Raw genomic sequence first — 20,670 nt, forward strand, 5'->3', positions numbered from 1 at the left:
CTAATAATTGGTTAAGGAACTCCCATGAATGCATTTGAATTACGTGAGCCAGACTGGAACGCAATAGAGCCAGCACGCTTAACTGCAGAGCCTAAATTACAAGGCCATGTGCTAGTTTTATCGACTCAATTTGGCGAGGTTAGCGTTACCATAAGCCAGTTTGGTTTACGTTTAAATGCAGGCTCCACGCATGACGAGACGTTTAAAATATTAACCACCACCCCTTCTAACTTACCGCTATCACTTAATAAATTAGACCAAGGCTTTGAAGCCACAGCCGGTGAGTACCGCTTAGAATTTTACAGCGACCCTTTTTACTTTAAGCTTTTTAAAAACGATAAATTAGTACAGCAATCAGCAACCGATGGCCACTTTGTGCGCCAGCATCGTTTACCGCCATTGGCTAAAACCGATAACGGCTGGGTTTTAAGCCTAGAACTTAATTACGACGAAGCCGTTTACGGCCTTGGCGAAAAGTGGGGCAAGCTTGATAAACGCGGCCAACTTATTCGCTCATACAACCACGATGCACTGGGCGTAAACGCCGAAAAATCATATAAAAATACACCATACGCGTGGAGCCCAGAGGGCTGGAACTTATTTGTACACACGCCAGCGCCAGTTACACATGGCGTAGGTTACGCGCTTTGGTCGCAACGTGCTTACGTGTGCTTAGTAGAAGACGACGCGCTAGATGTATTTTTATACCAAGAACAAACACCTGCACAAAGTATTAATCGCTACTGCGAACTAACTGGTTTTGCACCGGTACCACCGCAGTGGAGCTTTGGTGTTATTTTATCAAAAGCATATTACAAAGACGCCGACGAGCTATTAAGTGTCGCCCGCGAAGTACGCGTTAAAAACATGCCGTGCGATGTAATAACCCTTGATGGCCGCGCATGGCAAGACACCGACACCCGCTTTGCCTTTGAATGGGACCCAACACGTTACGCCGACCCAAAACCTGTGCTTGATGAACTAAAAGCCATGGATTTTAAAATTTGCGTGTGGGAATACCCAATGATCTCGGTAAACAACCCATTATTTGCTAAAGCGGCCGAAAATGGTTGGCTAATAAAAGACAAACGCACAGGTAAAGCGTATCAATACGAGTGGGATTTAAGCCCATTTGGCGAAGTACTTACGCCATTACCAGAGTCAGGTATTTTAGATTTTACTCATCCCGATGCTTACGAATACTGGCTCGAATCGCACAAGCCATTATTTGAGCTTGGTGTAGATATGATAAAAGCAGACTTTGGCGAACAGCTAGAAGACGAAAACATGGTATCGCACAGTGGCGACAGCGGCATTAGACTGCACAACGTTTATAGCATGTTATACAACCGCTGCGTTTATGAAGCCGCCGAAAAATACTGTAAAACGGGGCCATTTTTGTTTAGCCGCTCAGCGTGGACTGGCAGCCAACGTTTCCCTGCACAATGGGGCGGCGACCCACAGGCCGATTGGCAAGGTTTAGCAGCGAGCATTCGCGGCAGCTTAGCGTGGGGCATGTCGGGCGGGCCATTTTTTGCAACCGACATTGGCGGTTTTTACAAAGATACGCGCGATGCAGAGCTTTATGTTCGCTGGGCGCAAGCGTCGGTATTTAGTGCACACATGCGTTTACATGGTATTGGCCCTCGCGAACCGTGGTCATATACCGAGCAAGCAAGTGACGCGGTATTTGCAGCGCTTAAATTACGCTATCAGTTAATTCCGTACTTACAAGAATGTGCAGAGCAATCAAAGCAAACAGGGTTGCCTATTCAGCGTGCTATGGCACTGGCATTTCCTGATGATGTATTGGCACATAGTTTTGATCAGCAATTTATGTGCGGCGAAAAACTCCTTGTGGTGCCATGTGTAGTACCAAACGGTAAGATTAAATTTTATTTACCGCAAGGCGAGTGGGTACGCTTCCCAGATGCACAAACGTACCAAGGCGGAAAATATTACGAAGAAACACTAGCGCTTACACAAATGGCCGTATTTGTTCGTAAAGGCGATACGCTCATGCTAGGCCCAGAGGTTCAACACACAGAACAAGACATGAGCCAGCTAACAGCATGGCCAAAATAAAACTCGGTAAATAGCAAACACACACAACACACGTAACACACACAATAATAAAGATATTAGCTTACTTTTTACCGAGTAAAGTAAGCTAAAAGGGGCGCAAGATGGAAGGTATGAACATTACCATGACACTGCTATCGTGCTTGGCGTTTATGGCGCTAGTAGGATATATCTCGTACCAAAAAACCAAAGGGGAAGTTAACACCCAAGACGGCTACTTTTTAGCAGGGCGTGGTTTAACAGGTACATTTATAGCGGGGTCAATGATCCTCACTAACTTATCGGCCGAGCAGCTTATTGGCCTTAATGGCTCAGCGTATGGTTACAACCTAAGCTCAATGGCATGGGAAGTAACAGCTGGGGTATCAACCATTATAATGGCGCTGATCTTTTTACCACGCTATTTAGCCGGCGCGTTTTCTACCTTACCTGAATTTTTACGGGATCGTTTTGACGATACCGTACGCCGCATGACGGTGATCTTATTTATGGTAGGGTATTGTTTTATAACGATCCCTTCTGTTTTGTATTCAGGATCAATCGCCGTTCTTAGGCTGTTTGATGTACCTACCCTATTAAATTTAAGTTACCAAGCAAGCTTAATTGTCACCATTATTATTGTGGGCTCCGTGGGGGCTATTTACGCGGTATTTGGCGGTTTAAAGGCGGTTGCGGTATCAGATACCATTAACGGGGTTGGGCTATTAATTATTGGTATTTTAGTGCCAACACTTGGCCTTATTGCCCTTGGCGATGGCAACTTTGCCGATGGCTTAAGTACACTTGTAAACACCGATACCGAAAAGCTCAACGCTATTGGTAGCAGTGACGATCCCGTGCCATTTGGCACCATTTTTACCGGTATGATCCTCGCTAATTTATTTTATTGGGGCACAAATCAGTACGTGATCCAGCGTACATTGGGCGCTAAAAATTTAGTCGAAGGCCAAAAGGGCGTGTTGTTTTCAGGGTACTTTAAAGTGCTAGTACCCTTTATGATGATGATCCCAGGCGTTATTGCGTATCACCTTTATAAGCACGAAAGCTTACAAACCATAGATTTAGCTTACCCGCATTTAGTAAAAGATGTACTGCCTCAGTACTTATCTGGGTTCTTTTTAGCGGTGCTACTAGGTGCGGTATTTAGCTCGTTTAATTCATTGTTAAATAGTGCCGCTACATTGTTTTGTTTAGATGTTTACAAACCAATGAAAAAAGACAAAGTAAGCGATGAAAAGCTAATTAAGGTCGCCAAAACAACCAGCATTGTAATTGCTATATTGTCATTTATTACTGCGCCATTACTGATGTTTGCGCCAGAAGGCTTATGGCACATAATTCGTGTATTTACCGGATTTTACAACATTCCGGTCATCACAATTGTGTTAGTGGGTTTATTTACTCGCAAAGTGCCTGCACTGGGCGCTAAAGTGGCTATTGTTTTTCATGTTATTGCCTACACTTTGCTTAAATTTGTGTGGGATGTAGATATTAACTTTATCCATATTTACGCCATTTTGTTCTTTATTGAGCTGGCCATTATGTTAGGTATTGGTTACTACAAACCCCTTGCCACACCGTGGAAATTTACCCGCAAAGCCGAGGTAAATTTAAGCCCTTGGAAGTACGCCCTGCCTTGCGCCATTGTATTGATTAGCTTAATTGTAAGCCTGTACATACTGTTTTCTCCTCTTGGGCTTGTTGGTGGTACTAGCGTGTACTTTGTACCGAGCTTAGTTGCCGTTTGGACTAGCGCCTTTGTGCTTAGCTGGTGGAGTGTACGCCGATGGCATAAACGCTACACAAGCAGCTTGGCGCATATTGGCTTAGAGAGAGCATAACGCGCCGTTATATTCTTTATACAAATTTTAAATCACATTTTATTCACATAATGTTTGCAATAGAAGATAAGTTTGTTTAAGTTTATATCTCTTATATAAGACATAAGAGATATAAGGAAAATACCTACAACACTCTGGCACCGCTTTTTAGCAACCCACACACTTGCTAACGCGGTAATTTAACAGCACACACGCACAATTTGGAGAATGACATGAGAGCTAAAAAGTCCGTCTTAAGCTTGGCAGTCACGTTAGCAATAACAACGGGTTTAGCACTAAGCACGCAAGCACATGCGCAGCAAGAGCAAACAGAGCAACAAGCAGAGCAAAACGATAACGATAAGTTTGAAAAAATTGTTGTTACCTCACAAAAACGAACGCAAAGCCTAAACGAAGTACCGCTTGCGGTGTCTGTACTTAATAGCGATCAGATTGATTCGGCATTTGCTAATAACATGGAAGGCTTACAGTCACTTGTGCCTTCGGTGAGCTTTAGAAAAGGCACCACAACCCGTAACTCAGCGCTAACGGTACGTGGTATTGGTACTATTTCGTTTAGTATTGCAGCTGAGCCAAGTGTGGCAACCGTAGTTGATGGCGTGGTACTTGGCCGCTCTGGTCAAGCCTTTGCCGATTTATACGATGTATCTCGCATTGAAGTACTGCGCGGCCCACAAGGTACCTTATTTGGTAAAAATGCCTCTGCAGGTGTAGTAAACATTACAACCAAAGATCCTTCGTACGATACCACCGGCAGCGTAGAAACTTCGTTTTATCAAGATAACGAATACCGCTTTAAAGGCGTTGTAAGCGGTGGTTTAACCGACGATTTAGCAGCAAGCTTAACCGTATTTAAAGGTAAGTTTGATGGCTACATTGATAACGTTTACAACAACGAAAAAGTAAACGGCTATGACCGCGAAGGGGCACGTGCTGTATTTAAATACGAGCCAAGCGATGACTTAAACGTTAAATTTATTGCCGAATTTTATAACGCCGACGACGACTGTTGTGCCGATTTAGAAGCCCTACCAAGCGGCCGTAACCCAGATTCGCAAGCCGCGCCAGACAGTAACGGCATTGTTGATGGCGTAGCCGATATAGACCTAGACCAACGTAAAGTGGATCACGACTATGAGTCGCGCACAATTGATGAACACAGTGCGTTTTCGGTACAGGTTGATAAAACTATTGGCGACTACACCTATACCTCAATTACAGCGCAGCGCTCGTGGGATAACACCGAATACCGCGAAGGCGACTTTACCTCGATTGCTGGCGACAGTAACCAACCTGTATTTGGCGTGCCTTTTCAATTACACGATTTAGGTGCCCAGCAGTGGGATCAGTTTTCGCAAGAATTTAGAGTGACCTCAAACCTAGCAGGTCCGTTTAACTATGTGGCTGGTTTATTTTACTGGAACATGGACTCGCAACGTAACTTTACCCGTGACGCGAGTTGTCAAAATAATGCAGGCCAGCTAGACGCTGCCATGGCGTATTACGCGCAAAATAACTTAACCGGTGCAGAGCTTGATGCCGCATTGGCCGATTTAGACACTTACACGCAAAGCCTAGGTGTAAGCTGTAATGCTAACGATATTGTTTCGGCAACCGCCTACATGAGCACCGAGTTTAACAACTGGGCAGCCTTTGCCGATGGTACTTACGATTTATCTGAAGATTTACGTGTACTGTTTGGTATTCGTTATACCGACGATGAAGTGTCGTACACACACCGTCGTATCAGCAATGATGAGTTTGGCCGCACCGGTGTAGGTGTACGTTCAGCAGCACTAAATACTGACGAATCAGGCAGTGCAGAAGAAACCAACGTGTCGGGTCGTTTAGGTATGCAATACGATTTAGGCGATGGCCAAATGGTATATGGTACTTACTCACAAGGCTACAAAGGCCCTGGTTTTAACGTGTACTACAACTTTAACCCTGATAACGACAGCCGCGAAATTGCTCCAGAAGAGTCAGACGCGTACGAGTTAGGCTATAAATACGCAAGCCGCGAGTTTGTATTTAACTTTGCTGTATTTAGAACCGAAATTGAAGGTTTTCAAGCCAATAACTTTGACTGTTCAGACGGCACCTGTATTACTCGCTTAACAAACGCGGGTGATGTAAGCACGCAAGGTGCTGAGGTTGACTTTATGTGGGCGGCTACCGATTCACTCACTTTAACCGGTGGCATTGCGTATATTAAAGCTGAAATTGACGAGTTTAATTGTCCGGCAGAAGTAGAAGCAGGCTCATGTACTGACCGCTCTGGCTTAGATGTGCCTTTTTCGCCAGATTTAAAATACTCGCTAAGTGCTGATTACTTTATTGAAACAGAGCACGATTTTAATATTCATATTAACGGCTCTTACATTTACACCGACGAGCAATACTCAGACCTACCAAATAATGTAGGCGAGTTTAACCCCGCGGCATTATTACCAGATTACGGTATTTTAAATGCCAGTGTAGGTTTATCGTTTAAAGATGATGCATTTAGAGTGTCGCTTATTGCTAAAAACTTAACCGATGAAAGCTATGCAACAACTTACAGTGGCGATAACTTCCGTTATCAAATTCCGCGTGATGCAGAGCGCTACTTTGGCGTATCGTTTAAGGCACGTTTTTAATGTTATAAATTTATCCCTGTGAAAATTGTGCTAAGCGCAGCGGTTAACCGCTGCGCTTTTTTTTGTGTCTTAATTTTGTCATGGTTTAGTCATTGTTTTTTAATTAAAAGTACGCTTAGAGGTCACATCTGTTTTCTATAGTGCTGCGGTTACTTATTTGAGGTTCACGCTTCAAGCAAAAACAACAACCACTACACTATGGGAATAATAAAGGATGAAAATTAAACAAGTTGCTGCGGCAGTTGGCTTAACGCTTATGTTAAGTACTGCAAGCCATGCCAATGTATTACCACAAAGCCAAACAGACAATGGCTGGTATACAAATGCCCAAACCACACTCGCCACAAAAACTGCGCTTGCACAAAGTGAACAAGCAACAAAAGCTAAAAACGTTATTTTGTTTGTAGGCGACGGTATGGGTGTATCTACTCTTACCGCAGCACGTATTTTACAAGGGCAAAGAGCGGGCAACTTAGGTGAAGAAGGTTATTTAAGCTTTGAAGAGTTCCCGTACTCAGCACAAGTAAAAACATACAACGTAGATGCACAAACACCGGATTCTGCAGGCACCATGACCGCGATGATCTCAGGGGTTAAAACCGATGTAGGTGTTATTGGTGTAGACGAAGACATAGAGCGCGGTGTGTGTTCAACTGTCTCGGGTAATGAGCTGTTAACAGCCACAGAGCTTGCCGAGATTAAAGGCCTAGCAACCGGTGTTATTTCAACAGCGCGTATTACCCATGCAACGCCAGCGGCAACCTATGCTAAATCGGCAGACCGTAACTGGGAAGATATCTCAGACATGCCAGAAACCGAAACCGCCTGTGAAGACATTGCCTCGCAATTAGTTAATTTTGAAAAAAACCTAGAAGCACGTTTTGTAGGTACCGACGTAGACGGCCTTGATTTTGTTATGGGTGGCGGACGTCGTCACTTTTTACCAAAAGATGAAGCAGCTAACTCAGCTGATGCACTTAGCGCGGTAGAAGGGGATCGTACTGATGAACGTAACCTAGTTACTGAATGGCAAACTCAATACCCACAAGGTACTTATGTAATGGACCAAGCAGGCTTTGATGCCATTGCTGACGACGCTACTAAAGTATTTGGTTTATTTAACGAATCGCACATGCAATACGAAGCAGACCGCGCAAACGATATTGCCGGCGAGCCATCACTTAGCGAAATGACCAGCAAAGCAATTGACGTATTAGGTAAAAACGAAAACGGCTTTTTCTTAACGGTTGAGTCCGGCCGTATTGACCACGCACACCACGCGGGTAATGCCTACAATGCACTTAACGACACCATAGAATTTGCTAAAGCCGTACAAGCTGCAGTAGATAATACCAACCCAGAAGAAACCCTTATTTTAGTCACCGCCGATCACAGCCACGTATTTACGATTGCTGGCTACCCTAAACGCGGTAACCCAATTTTAGGCCAAGTAGTTGCCGTAGGTGAAACCACACCAAGCCTTGCTGCCGACGATATGCCTTACACCACAGTAGGCTATGCAAATGGCTTAGGGTTTAGAAATTTAGTTGATGAAACAGATGCCGATGCAGCATATACAACTGGCCCAGTTGCTGGACGTGTAGAGCTTACAGGCGTTGATACTACCAATGTTGGCTTTCACCAAGAAGCCACTATCCCGCTTGGCTCAGAAACGCATGCTGGTGAAGATATTTCGCTGCATGCAAAAGGCCCAGGCGCTCAGCTAGCTCAAGGCGTAATTGAGCAAAACGTAGTATTTCATTTAATTAATCAAGCTCTTGAACTAACTCAGCAATAATGGCGGCTAACATGAACAAATTAACAGTACTTTCTTTAGCAGTAATGGTCGCGCTAGCAGGTTGCAGTGACGACGACAAAGACGAAAATAATATTCTCGCGGTAGATAACACCATTGCAGTAGGCTCAGAGCAATGTGTTAATGGCGGTGTAGAAACTCAAACCGGCGTAGATACAAACGGCAACGGCGTGCTAGATAGCGACGAAGTTACCTCTTCTAATTTAGTATGTAATGCACCTGCTACATCACTTACCAGCGAGCAACTTGCATCTCTAACAAGCAACGCATGGTTTAGCGGGGCACAAGAGCAACTTGCACAAGCGCAGCAAGCCAGTGAAAATATAGTTACCGAGTCGGGCAAAGCAAAAAACGTAATATTATTTGTGGGCGATGGCATGGGTATTTCTACCGTAACAGCTGCGCGTATTTTAGCAGGCCAGCTTGAAGGCGGGTTAGGTGAAGACTACCAGTTAAGCTTTGAAAAAATGCCTTACTCAGGTTTTGTTAAAACCTACAACGTAGATGCACAAACGCCGGATTCAGCAGGCACAATGACGGCAATGGTATCAGGTGTTAAAACTGATGTGGGCGTAATTGGTGTAGATGAAGACATTGAACGCGGTAACTGCGCAACGGTAGCAGGCAACGAACTCGTTACCTCGTTAGAGCTTGCTGAAATAGCGGGTAAAGCAACCGGCCTTATTTCAACCGCACGTATTACCCATGCAACACCTGCAGCAACGTATGCTAAATCGGCTGACCGTAACTGGGAAGATAACTCAGATATGCCAGAGGGCACAGAAGCCTGTGAAGATATTGCATCGCAACTAGTAAACTTTGAAGCTAACTTAGAGTCGCGTTATACGGGTATTGATGTAGATGGCATTGATGTTGTAATGGGCGGCGGACGTCGTCACTTTTTACCAAAAGATGAAGCAGCAAACTCAGCCGATGCAGTAAGCGCAGTAGAAGGCGACCGTACTGATGGCCGCAACCTAATAACCGAGTGGCAAACAGCTTACCCAAGCGGTACATACGTTATGGACCAAACCGGTTTTGATGCAATCAGTGACGATGCCACTAAAGTATTTGGCTTGTTTAACGAATCGCACATGCAATACGAAGCCGACCGCGCAAACGATGTAGCGGGCGAGCCTTCACTTAGCGAAATGACCGAAAAAGCAATCAACGTACTCGATAACAACGACAATGGCTTTTTCTTATCGGTAGAAGCGGGGCGTATTGACCATGCGCACCATGCGGGTAATGCCTACAATGCCCTAAACGACACCGTAGAGTTTGCAAAAGCTGTGCAAGTGGCAATGGAAAACACCAACCCAGAAGAAACGCTCATAGTGGTTACTGCCGATCACAGCCACGTATTTACTATTGCAGGCTACCCTAAACGTGGTAACCCAATATTAGGTAAAGTTGTTGCCGTAGGCGAAACCGAGCCGAGCCTAGCTGCCGACGATATGCCGTACACCACAGTTGGCTACACCAACGGTGGCGGCTTTAGAGATTTAGGCGATGAAACCGATGCCGATGCAGGTTATGCATTTGCACCTGTTACAGGGCGTGTTGATTTAACCGATGTTGAAACAACTGCACCGGGCTTTCACCAAGAGGCACTTGTACCACTTGGCTCAGAAACTCACGCAGGTGAAGATGTTGGCGTATACGCCATGGGCCCAGGCGCTCATTTAGTAACAGGCACAAATGAGCAAAGCTTTTTATTCCATGTAATGGACTTTGCAGCAGACTTAGTAACTACCGCTGATGAAAAAGTAACGCCGTAAGTCATTTAATACGTACGCTCAGCATATAAAGTACGTATAAAAAATCGAGTATTTAAAAACAACTCGTACGCTGTGCGAGTTGTTTTTTTATGTCATAAAAATGCCACTGTAAATGGGTATGGTAATGCCTATTACAGTGACGTTTAAATAAGAGATAATTTAATGAAACTCGCATTATTTTTAATGGCAACCCTTGCCAGTACCAGCACCCTAGCCCAGCAATGTAATATTGATAGCGCGCATTTAAAAGCCGACTATAAAATTACTAATACTCACAACCATGAGCAAAGTACACAGTCACTAACGCTTTGGCGCAATAACTCGCAAGTTGCGCATCAGCGTGAGGTAATTACTGAGCTTTGGCAGCACTTAGCTAACAAACAAATTCGCCCAATTCGTTATTTTAATGCTCAGCAACGCGGTATTGAGTATCAGCCATCTGAGGTACGCGGTGTACAAAGTTGGAGCGCTAAAAATCAGCTGGTGGATGCGCATTTAATCGAAAAAATGACCCTTTTAAACACCCAAGGCACAGGCTGCGATGAAGTAAAAAACTACGCACTTACCGAGGGCGACAACCAATTTAAACTCGCTTTATTTACCCAATCGAATTTGGTTAAAAGCTTTAGCGTAACCAATAAAAAAATCCACACTCACACTGCGCTTAACCTAAATGATGTAAGCAGCAATAAAGCAGAAATAACCGCACAGTTTGCCAAGTGGGATCGATTTCAAACCACCGACTACGCCGACATAGGTGATAACGAAAACGACCCGTTTTTAGCAAAAATGATAAACCTAGGTTTTATAGAGCACAGCGCAACGGGGTTTTATAACCAGCAAGGTAAAGCGATTCAAGGTGGGCATCATCACTAGGTTTTAGCGTTTTTTAAACGTAGTAGCTCATAGCTTGAAGGATAATAGTTATGAGCTACAAGTAAGTATTTAAAAGTAGATTAATTTAAGCCATTCCCGCCCAAGTAATACTGCAAACACTTTCCTATTTTTATAAAACACACACCATCAGCCGCATAATATTTATATTTAGTATTTTATTTGTTTTATTACTATCTGGGTGTGATTTTGAAGTACTTGGAGCTGATGAGATATTTGGTACACAAAACTTTGTATCTGCTATTTCTCTCATTGAACTACATAAAACCCGCAATGGGGTATACCCAAACACTTTAGCTGAACTGGGTTTTTAGATGATTGGGATGGTATTTAGTTGTCCGCTGTTAAATATGAAAAATGATGACGGTTACAATTTATACATTGAAAGAGACTGGGCTGGTAAGCCCTCATTAGAGTTTCCTGTGAGGCTCAAGCAAGGTCTAGGTATTAAAGAAACCAATATAAAATGGGTAAAAAATTAATTACCAAAGTTACAACAATTACCTATAAGGAGTTTGCGTTGAGAACACGTATTATGAATGTTATCGTTAGCTATTTACTTAAACACAAGACTTAATTGTGCGCTAAAAAGCGTTCTATATGGACATAACAATGCTCAAATCTATTACTGTTACTAAAAAGAATTATACCGACTATGCTGAATTTATAATAAAAAAGTTGTGTGCGCCTAAAGATAATAAAGGCTTAGGGTTTATAAAAAATATGATTGTATGGTTTGTGTTAGCCTTTGTTTTAATGACTTTTTTTCAGGCTGAGTCTATTCGCCTTTCTGACTTTCATTGGCAAAGTGGGTTAATCGTAGCAGTGCCTTTTTTAATATTAATTATTGTATTTTTATACAATAATCAGAAGTTAAAAAAGCAATCAATCCCCAATGAAAATGGCGTAATGATTGGCAATAAAACAATTGAGTTTCAAGCTGATGGCATTTGCGAAACTAATCACCTAGGAAGTTACTTTTATAAATGGCAAGCCGTTGAAGCAATAGAAGAAAATAAAGGCGACTTATATATATTTGTAGATAAGCTATTGGCTTTAATAATCCCCGCGAGCGCTTTTACAAGCGAAGCCGAAAAAGAAGACCTAAAAGATTTAATTAAAGCTCATATCTAGTAATGCGTTACTTTATGAATATTTACAAAGCTTTAGCGCTTATTTTAATGCTTATACCTATTTCATCAATGGGAAGTGAAAATCATGCTAACAGTACCGATGAACAACGAGATAAGTACCTAGAGCATAGAGCTGCTTGGGAGAAGCTGCTAAAAGAGCGCTATGAAAATGAGTTAAAGCACAACCCACCAAAACCCCCTTGGATTAAATTTCCAGATTACCACCCAAGCGAAATTTTTTGGAGAATGGGTGAAGGAGAAAGCTACATTAATGACTATTTCTCTACCTATTTTCAGCATGCCTCTAAGGTTGAAATAAATGCTTATAAGATTAAATATCCTGAACACTCAGATTGGCGAGGAATATATAAGCGTTTTGAACACTAGCTAAAGTACGGCTATGTTTTTAGGTAACTTATTTGAGTGCGGTATTTATTTAAAGTGCTATTAACTCATACTAATAGCACATATCAATTTTTAGACACTACTCCAAATGAGAATCATCAGCCTTCTTAGGCCTATCAGCTAGCTCTGTTAGGCCGTCTTCACAGTCGCCGTGTTCGCAGGTATTTAAATCACTTTGTGCCTGTTTATCTTGCTGCAGTACTTGTTTTAAATCTTCCATGCGTTGGCGCACGGCTACGCCGTAGCTTGCGTCGTCGCCCCACAGCTCGGCAAGTTGCAATACGGCAGCGCGGTCGTGATCTCTAAATAGTTTTCCGGCGCGCTGGGCATCTTGTTTATTGTTACCTAACAGCTCTAACGCATCTACCGCTAAGTTAATAGCTGAGTCGACTGTTTCACGGTTAAAGGCATCTACTTTTAAGTTAAGCATTTGATACGCATGGCGACGGTCGATTGCGCGGGCAACAATTTTAAGGTGTGGGTAGTTTTTATGCGCAAGTTTAATAATCTCGAGGGTTTTATCTGCATCGTCTATTGCGACTACCAACATTTGTGCCGTGTGTGCGCCTGCGGCTTCAAGCAGCTCTTGGCGTGCGGCATCACCATAAAATACGGTATTACCAAAGCGGCGTAGGAGTTCTATTTGGCTTGGGCTGTGATCAAGTACAGTAATGTCGTAGCCTTGGGCGTGCAGTAAACGCCCCATAATTTGCCCAAAGCGTCCGTAGCCCGCAATAATTACGTGTTTTGCGCTACTAATTTGCTCTGGCTTGTCGAACTCGGGCGCGCTGTTACTGGTGCGTTTTTGTATTTGCTCGTAAACCATTAATAACAGTGGGGCAACCAGCATAGAAACAGCAACCACTAATGTCACTAGGCTTGTTTGCTCTGGCGTTAAAATGCTTAATGTAGTGGTTACGCTTAATAGTACAAAGGCAAACTCACCACCTTGGGCAAGCGCTAAAGCAAACAGTAAACGCTGCTTTTTACTAATATTAAAGGTAACGGCAAGGGCAAATAAAATACAGGCTTTTATAACAATTAGTAGGGCAACGAGTGCAATCACAGTAGTAAACTCATCAGCCAATAATTCAAAGTTGATTGATGCGCCTACGGTTATAAAAAATAGCCCTAACAGTAGCCCTTTAAAGGGTTCTATATCGGCTTCTAGTTCGTGTCTAAATTCGCTTTCGGCAAGCACTACACCGGCTAAAAATGTACCGAGTGCCGGAGATAAACCAATACTTTGCATCACTAGCGCTATGGCCACCACTAAAAACAGTGCAAAAATAGTAAATATTTCACGCATGTGGGTTTGCGCTATGTATCTAAATAACGGTGCCGACACATACTTACCACCGGCAATAATGGCGGCGATAACCGCAGCCGACACGCCAACTTGTTGCCATACCGGCCAGCTTGCAATAATGGAGTCGCTAATGCCTTTTGAGCTATTTTGCGGTGCAAATGCAAGTAGCGGCAGTAGCGCTAAAATAGGAATAATGGCGATGTCTTGAAATAGTAAAACCGAAAACGCATTTTGCCCGGCTTCTTGTTTTAGCCAGCCTTTTTCTTCAAGGCTTTGTAGCACAATAGCGGTTGATGAAAGCGCCAGCATTAAACCAATCGCGAGGGCGGTTTGCCAGTGCATGGCAAAAAACCAGTAACAAAACGCAAAAATAGCCGCGGCGGTAAGTACGACCTGCAAGCCGCCAAGCCCTAATATTGAATGGCGTAGCTTCCATAAACGGGCGGGTTGTAACTCAAGGCCCACCAAAAATAGCATCATTACTACGCCAAACTCGGCAAAGTGCATTACATCAGTTTGATCGCCCACAATACCTAAGGCGTAAGGGCCAATAAGTATGCCTGCAATTAAATAACCAAGTACCGAGCCAAGGCCGACTCGTTTGGCAATAGGTACAGCCACTATGGCCGCCGCTAAGTAAATTAAAGCTATTTCTAACACGCGTATATCCTAATAACATCAAGGCTTTTAGCATGGCTTAGTGGCTTTAAAAATACAATGGGTCATGTGGCTGAAAATGGATCATTTAGTCATAATTAATCGGCTACTTTTACTGGGCCATTAATGTTGTCAATGCTTACATCGCCTGAGCCCGATTCGGTAATGGTAAGCCCTTTAGCATGATTTACACGAATATTGCCCGAGCCATCTTCAATGGTTACGCTTGCTTGCACATGCTCAATGACTAAATCGCCAGAGTTATCGTCAACATCAACCGCGCCATTAATGTTATTAATGGCAATGCTGCCTGAACCGTCTTCAACAGTTAAGGTGCCGCGCACATTGCTAATGCGCATATCGCCCGAGCCATCATCAATAACCGTATTACCGTTCACATTATTAATATTTACGCTGCCTGAGCCATCGGTAAGCGCTAAGTTACCCGTTATGTTTTCAAGGGTTATATCGCCAGAGCCATCTTCAATGGTGAGGTTTTTAGCGCTGTTTATAGATAAGCTACCTGAGCCGTCTTCTACATTAATATTATTTTGCATTGCGCTTATAACAATGTCGCCAGAGCCATCATCAATATCTAAATTTAGATTGCTTGGCACGGTTACAACTACATCTATATGTGGAGATTGGCCGCTGTAAAAGTTAATGCCATTTTGGCTTTTATTTTGGGCAACAAGGTTTGCCTGTTTTCCGTTTTGCTCAAGGGTGAGTGTGTATTCGTCTGCAATGTCGGCTGTGTAAATTGTGGCATCTACACTTATGCTGGTGGCATTAGGCGAGCCTTTAATTTCAAGTGAGCCTGCACCGCTCAACACATTTAAGTATTCTAGATTATTGCTGGGCAGTGAAAGCTGCTGAGTTTGTTTTACTGACGCAACGCTTGGCGATATATGAAATACACAGCCGCTTAATAATAAAATGCCACCAATAAGTGAAAGTGGTTTTGTAATGTTAGATACAGTTGATGAGCTCATGCTTAGTCCTTTGTGTTTGTTATTTATGCTTGTTTTGTATAAGCATAGTAGAGCAAAAACGAGACCAACTATAAGTTATTGATTTTATTAAGGTGATAGGTATGTTTTAAACGCTGGTTTACTAATGATTGGTTAAAAACACTAAAAATTAGCAAAAAGGATGCACATGGCATCCTTTTTAAGTATTTGCTTTTAGGTTAATTATTAAAAGCTGTAAGTAATGTTACCGTATAGGAAACGCCCGTCTAATCCGTACGGTGCATATGGCGTGTACGGGAATATTTGGCCAAAGTCAGAGTAACCAATGTTATCTACCGTTGCTTGTGGGTACTGATCGAACAAGTTGTTTGCACCTACTGCAAATTTCCAGTATTCGTCTGGGCGGTAGGCAACTTCTAGGTCGGTGATCCATTTAGGGTCTATGTACTCATCGCGATCGGCTGTGGTTGAAATATCAGCCACTTCACCGTAGCGTGTTGCACGAAGAGTGGTTTGCCATTCGTTAAAGTTCCACACTGCTGATAGGTTCCATTTGCTATCTGGCGTGCCTTCTTCAAATCGGCCTACTTCGCGGCGTGCAAATACCACGTAGTCATCGCCTAGTGAGTTTAACTCGCTTGGGTTGTCGTCTACGTGCGTTACTTCGGTATCGTTAAAGTTAGCCGCTACGTTTAAGCGTAAGTCACCTAAATCGCTTAAATCTAAGTTATAGGTAGCAACAATATCAACACCTTGTGTGCGCGAGTCGATAGCGTTAGTAAAGTAACGTACGCTTTCTGTATTTAGCTCGCCGGCATTTTGCAGTATTTCTACTACGGCATCGCCCTCAAGGTTTTCAGACAATACAATACGGTCATCAATATCAATGCGGTAGGCATCTACAGTTAGGCTAAAGCTGCCTTGTGTGTACATAAAGCCCGCTGTTACGTTTACAGATTCTTCTGCATCAAGTTGCTCTGCACCAAGGGCTTGCGCTGCTGCTGAATCGGTAGGGAATAAACCTACTTCAAACGGTTGGTTGTTCTCAAGTACGGTAGAAATTTGACGGTACGAGCTTTGCGCAAGTGATGGCGCACGGAAACCTGTGCTAATTGCACCACGTAGCGATAGGTTTTCGTTAATGCTGTAACGCGAGGCAAGTTTAGATGTAAACGTATCGCCAAAGTCGGTGTAATCTTCGTATCGACCCGCTAAAACTAAGTTCCAATCTTCTGTTAGGTAAGTATCAAACTCAACAAACACGGCTACGTTATGGCGGCTCTCATCGGTTACGCTTTCAGGGCCAAAACCCGCTAATACTTGTGCGCCACCGGCTGCAATTGGGTTACCGTCGCTATCAAGGGCAGTAATGTAAGAGGCTTCTTCGCCTTGCTCAATTTTGTAGCTTTCGTGGCGGTACTCTGCACCTACAGTGAAAAATACGTCATCAGGTAAGCCAAAATCAAGGGTGGTATTTGCTGTGGCGTTAACTAAAAATTGATCATAAACCAATGCACCGTTGTCAAATTCGGTTGGGCTGTCGGCACCTAGTGATGTATTAATACTATTTACAACGCCAAAGCCAAAGTCGTTTCGGCCGTAGTTGGTACTTACATCCCATGTCCACTGGCCAGTTTCGCCTTGTAGGCCTAGGGCAAATGAGTAATCTTGTACGTCGGTTTCAATTTGCGGTAAAAAGCCGTCTGGGTACACTTCTAACACGTTGCGGCTATCTTTTGCACGGCGGTAAAAACCACCTGAGTTACCTTCGCGTTTTGAGTAGCTACCAAACGAGTAAAGGTTGTAGCCGTTATCAAAATCGTAACCCATGTTGTAAAACAGTGCGTAGTCTTCAAGTTCTGCTTTACCAAAACGGTGGTTATAACGGTCGATGGTAAATTCGCGTGGGTCTAGGCTGCCATCTTCTAGGCGGTCGTATTGCTCGCGCGGGTCAAAGCCTGAGCGCTGTGTAGAGTCGTTATCGCGGTATTCAATTGATACGTTTACAAAGCCGTTATCTAAAAGCTCAAAACCAGAGTTTGCACTAATTGTACGACTTGCGCCGTCGTTTACTTCGCGGTCGGCGCCGGTATTAAAGGCAAGGTTGCCATCGGCATCTGCGTAGGTACTTTCTAGCTGCGGTACACCTGCCATTTGGGTGTCGTACTCGCCATAGGTTACGCTTACACTGCCGCCTTCTGAGGCATCTTTAAGTACAATGTTAATTACACCGGCAATGGCGTCTGAGCCGTACTGCGCTGCTGCGCCATCACGTAGTACTTCTACGCGTTTAATGGCTGAGGTTGGGATCATGTTTAAGTCAACAGCGGTAGAACCACGGCCAACAACACCCGCTAAGTTTAATAGCGCGCCAGCGTGGCGACGTTTGCCATTAATAAGCACTAGGGTGTGATCGGGTGCTAAGCCACGTAATACAGCTGGTTTAGCGTGGTCTGTACCATCACCCATGGTGGCGCTTGGGTAGTTAAAGCTAGGTACTTGGTTGGCCAGTATTTGGCTAATTTCTAGCTGACCCGTGCTTTGCATATCACCGCTGGTAATAATATCTACAGGTACGGTACTTTCGGCAATACTGCGCAGGCTTCTGCGGGTACCGGTAACCGAAATCACTTCAATACTTTCTTGTGCTTGAGTGTCTTGTTCTGCAGCAAATGCAGGAGAATAAGACGCGCCAAGCGCAGAGGTAACGGCCAGGCTAAGTGCTACTTTTTTGGCTGATAATTGCTTTAACATGATGTTGATTCCCTTAAGGGCTGCTAACTATTGATTTTTCAAAGGAGCGCATAATATAGAAGGCACTACCTGTGTGCAAAGATAAAAACTGTCTAAGTTATTCTAAGTTGTTAACAACTAAAGTGACAGTTTACGCCCGCTATAGACGTTTAGAACGCTCGAGTTGCAATCTTGTGTCGAATGGTTGCGAATTCAAGGTAAGTTGTAGGTTTTTTGAAAAAAAAGGCCAAGTTAAAAACTTGGCCTTAATTTATTGTGTAAATTGCGTGAAAAAATTATTCAGGCGCTACTTCTAACGTTGTGAATAAAGCATAACGACCGGCATCTACGCCTTCTTCGTTTACTTTAACTTTGTTAGAGGTTTCGATTAGGTATAGGCCTGGCTCTTTCCAGGTTGTGCTAAACATGCCGTTTTTGTCGGTTGTTACTTTTACTTCGCCACGTTCGTTACGGTAGCGTGTATCGCCTTTTAAAATGCTTACTTCTATGCCTTCGCCTGCTGGCTTGCCATCTTGTAGTAATTGAAAACGCGCTTGCTCGCCAACAAATAAATCGTTTGGATGCGTTGGGCCGCTAAGCTCAAGGCCTAAACCAAGTTGTGCAGGCTTAGAAGTACCATTGCGGCTTACAAATGTATCTACTGTAGAAATAACCTTAGTTGTGGTTACATCTTTGGCATTGCTTGGTAATTTAGCTTCTGACTTTTTACCAAATACGCGCTTACGCTTACCTTCTTCGTTTTTGTAGAAGGTCATGTACATTGGCTTTTGCGTCATGGCAATGTGGTAAGTACCTTCTTCTTTTAGGCTCACCGCCGCAGAGCTTTTACGCTTTAGGTAATAAGCACGAATGGTCTCAGGTACTTCTTCACCGTTTGGTGCAAGGGCCATTAATAGTGTGTCGTCGTACTCTGCGCCTTTTTCTTTTGGTTTAAAGGCTTTGTCGGGTGCAAATATTTCGTTAGAAATACTCGCGTCAATCATTACGTAGTGCGCTTTGTCACCAGATAATGACGTGTGCGAAGGTAATAGCCAACGCCCATGTGCACTTGCCGATGTAGATACCAGCGCCGATAAGCTAAGAGCGCCAATTAGAGCCGTTTTTAATAAATTAATTTTCATTGTATTTCCTTAAATTCAAATGATTAAGTAGCAGCTACTTAGTGCTTACGGTGACAAAACTGGTTGAAAATTCTTTTTTACCTTCAATGGTCACTTTTCCTGCTTGCGATAAATCAAGCTCTACGCGGCTGTAATCACGGCCGCCTTCTTCACGGACAACCTCAATGTTTAAAAGGTATTTGCCAGGTTTTACGGCATTGCCGTCTAAATCTTTACCTTGCCAATCTATGGTGTAAGTACCCGCACGCTTAGTTGCACCGCTTATGCCGTCAAAGTTAATGTCGGTTTTACCCGCTTTACGCCACCATTGGCGCAAATCTTTAAACCATTCTGCTTTTTGAACCCATAGCGCAAGCGTCGTTACGTGTTTACGCTTTGGCGTTTCTAGCCAAACAGCTACGTATGGGCGGTGGTAAGGTTGTACGTCTAGATCGGGTAGGGTTAATTCAATCTCTAGCTGTGGCGTTTGTGCCTGCGCCGTTGTTTGAAATAATGCGGCAACCATTAATAGTGCAGCACTTAGTACCGTACTTACTTTTAACATTAAGACACTCCTTTAATTTGTGGCACCCAACATAGGTAAATAACCAAAGGCGTGGCTACGCCGAGTAGTGTTATCCATACGCCAAGGTTACGTTTTTTTCTGTTTTGAAATAAAATTATCATGCCGGTGATGGAAAAAATAATCATCAACACCGCTGAAATATCAATTACCCAGCTCCATACTTCACCGCTGTGACGGCCCTTGTGTAAATCGCCAATCAGGCTTAAAAAACCACCGGTTTGGTAATCTAAATTTAGCTCGCCGGTTGTAAAATCAAGCTCTGCGTAAGCAAAGCCGGCGGGTAGGGGGTAGTCCAGCATTACCAGCGCGTCTTCTTTTTCCCACTCAATACTTTTAACTTTAGATAACGCATATTGCTCAGCAAGAAAGGCTTCTATGTCTGGATAGAGGGTGGGTAATGTATCTAGTTGGGTATTAGCTTTAGTAACTAATTCTGCTGGTATAGCCGCAGTTATTTGCCCATTATTTTTATCATTTTTAAGCCAGTCAACATGGTTGAGAACAATGCCGCTAACACAAAATAAAATAAGCAAAAAAAACAAAGCTGTAGAAATATAAATATGGAGCGCGCGGCTTGTGCTGTACAAAGCCCGCTTATTAATAAACGCCATAAAAACAGTAATTAAGTTAAAGTTACAATATGATAATCATTTGCATTAACTATTACAAATTTACTTACTTAACTTTACATTAAAAAGTTAT

General features: G+C 43.4%; 15 protein-coding genes. 9 read left to right on the forward strand and 6 right to left on the reverse strand.

Features of this window, described 5'->3' with window-relative positions:
- The first annotated feature begins 24 nt into the window (after positions 1-24).
- The 9 genes from WDB87_RS05190 to WDB87_RS05230 all read left to right on the forward strand — a co-directional run bounded on the left by WDB87_RS05190 (position 25) and on the right by WDB87_RS05230 (position 12,573).
- On the forward strand, positions 25-2,085 hold the full coding sequence (locus WDB87_RS05190) for a glycoside hydrolase family 31 protein (RefSeq protein ID WP_337849280.1): 2,061 nt from the start codon (positions 25-27) through the stop codon (positions 2,083-2,085).
- A gap of 101 nt (positions 2,086-2,186) precedes the next feature.
- The gene (locus WDB87_RS05195) at positions 2,187-3,923 is read left to right on the forward strand and encodes a solute:sodium symporter family transporter (RefSeq protein WP_337849281.1); all 1,737 of its coding nucleotides are present in this window, start codon (positions 2,187-2,189) and stop codon (positions 3,921-3,923) included.
- Between the two features lie 212 nt (positions 3,924-4,135).
- Complete coding sequence (locus WDB87_RS05200; protein ID WP_286245650.1) at positions 4,136-6,562, forward strand: TonB-dependent receptor; 2,427 nt, start codon at positions 4,136-4,138, stop codon at positions 6,560-6,562.
- Positions 6,563-6,776: 214 nt separating this feature from the next.
- Complete coding sequence (locus tag WDB87_RS05205; protein ID WP_337849282.1) at positions 6,777-8,360, forward strand: alkaline phosphatase; 1,584 nt, start codon at positions 6,777-6,779, stop codon at positions 8,358-8,360.
- A gap of 11 nt (positions 8,361-8,371) precedes the next feature.
- Positions 8,372-10,159, forward strand: coding sequence for an alkaline phosphatase (locus tag WDB87_RS05210; RefSeq protein ID WP_337849283.1), 1,788 nt, complete (start codon positions 8,372-8,374; stop codon positions 10,157-10,159).
- Positions 10,160-10,321: 162 nt separating this feature from the next.
- Positions 10,322-11,035 (forward strand): hypothetical protein, encoded by a 714-nt coding sequence (locus WDB87_RS05215; RefSeq protein WP_337849284.1) that lies wholly within the window; start codon positions 10,322-10,324, stop codon positions 11,033-11,035.
- A 332-nt stretch (positions 11,036-11,367) separates the two neighbouring features.
- Entirely contained in the window at positions 11,368-11,535 is a 168-nt protein-coding gene (locus tag WDB87_RS05220) for a hypothetical protein (RefSeq protein ID WP_337849285.1), read from the forward strand.
- Positions 11,536-11,665: 130 nt separating this feature from the next.
- The gene (locus tag WDB87_RS05225; RefSeq protein ID WP_286245646.1) at positions 11,666-12,187 is read left to right on the forward strand and encodes a YcxB family protein; all 522 of its coding nucleotides are present in this window, start codon (positions 11,666-11,668) and stop codon (positions 12,185-12,187) included.
- Between the two features lie 14 nt (positions 12,188-12,201).
- On the forward strand, positions 12,202-12,573 hold the full coding sequence (locus tag WDB87_RS05230) for a hypothetical protein (protein ID WP_286245645.1): 372 nt from the start codon (positions 12,202-12,204) through the stop codon (positions 12,571-12,573).
- A 97-nt stretch (positions 12,574-12,670) separates the two neighbouring features.
- Here the strand turns inward: WDB87_RS05230 and WDB87_RS05235 are convergent, their stop codons facing one another.
- The 6 genes from WDB87_RS05235 to WDB87_RS05260 form a co-directional block, all read right to left on the reverse strand.
- The gene (locus WDB87_RS05235) at positions 12,671-14,560 is read right to left on the reverse strand and encodes a monovalent cation:proton antiporter-2 (CPA2) family protein (protein ID WP_337849286.1); all 1,890 of its coding nucleotides are present in this window, start codon (positions 14,558-14,560) and stop codon (positions 12,671-12,673) included.
- 95 nt (positions 14,561-14,655) lie between these two features.
- On the reverse strand, positions 14,656-15,549 hold the full coding sequence (locus WDB87_RS05240) for a hypothetical protein (RefSeq protein ID WP_337849287.1): 894 nt from the start codon (positions 15,547-15,549) through the stop codon (positions 14,656-14,658).
- A gap of 204 nt (positions 15,550-15,753) precedes the next feature.
- Positions 15,754-18,282, reverse strand: coding sequence for a TonB-dependent receptor plug domain-containing protein (locus WDB87_RS05245; RefSeq protein WP_374761385.1), 2,529 nt, complete (start codon positions 18,280-18,282; stop codon positions 15,754-15,756).
- Positions 18,283-18,557: 275 nt separating this feature from the next.
- Entirely contained in the window at positions 18,558-19,403 is an 846-nt protein-coding gene (locus WDB87_RS05250; RefSeq protein ID WP_286245642.1) for a DUF4198 domain-containing protein, read from the reverse strand.
- Between the two features lie 34 nt (positions 19,404-19,437).
- Entirely contained in the window at positions 19,438-19,947 is a 510-nt protein-coding gene (locus WDB87_RS05255) for a DUF2271 domain-containing protein (RefSeq protein ID WP_004586015.1), read from the reverse strand.
- A complete protein-coding gene (locus WDB87_RS05260; RefSeq protein ID WP_337849288.1) occupies positions 19,947-20,579 on the reverse strand; it encodes a PepSY-associated TM helix domain-containing protein in 633 nt (210 codons plus the stop codon). Before WDB87_RS05260 ends, WDB87_RS05255 begins: the two co-directional genes overlap by 1 nt.
- Positions 20,580-20,670 lie beyond the last annotated feature (91 nt).

Source organism: Pseudoalteromonas sp. C12FD-1 (genome assembly GCF_037414265.1).
GTDB lineage: Bacteria > Pseudomonadota > Gammaproteobacteria > Enterobacterales > Alteromonadaceae > Pseudoalteromonas.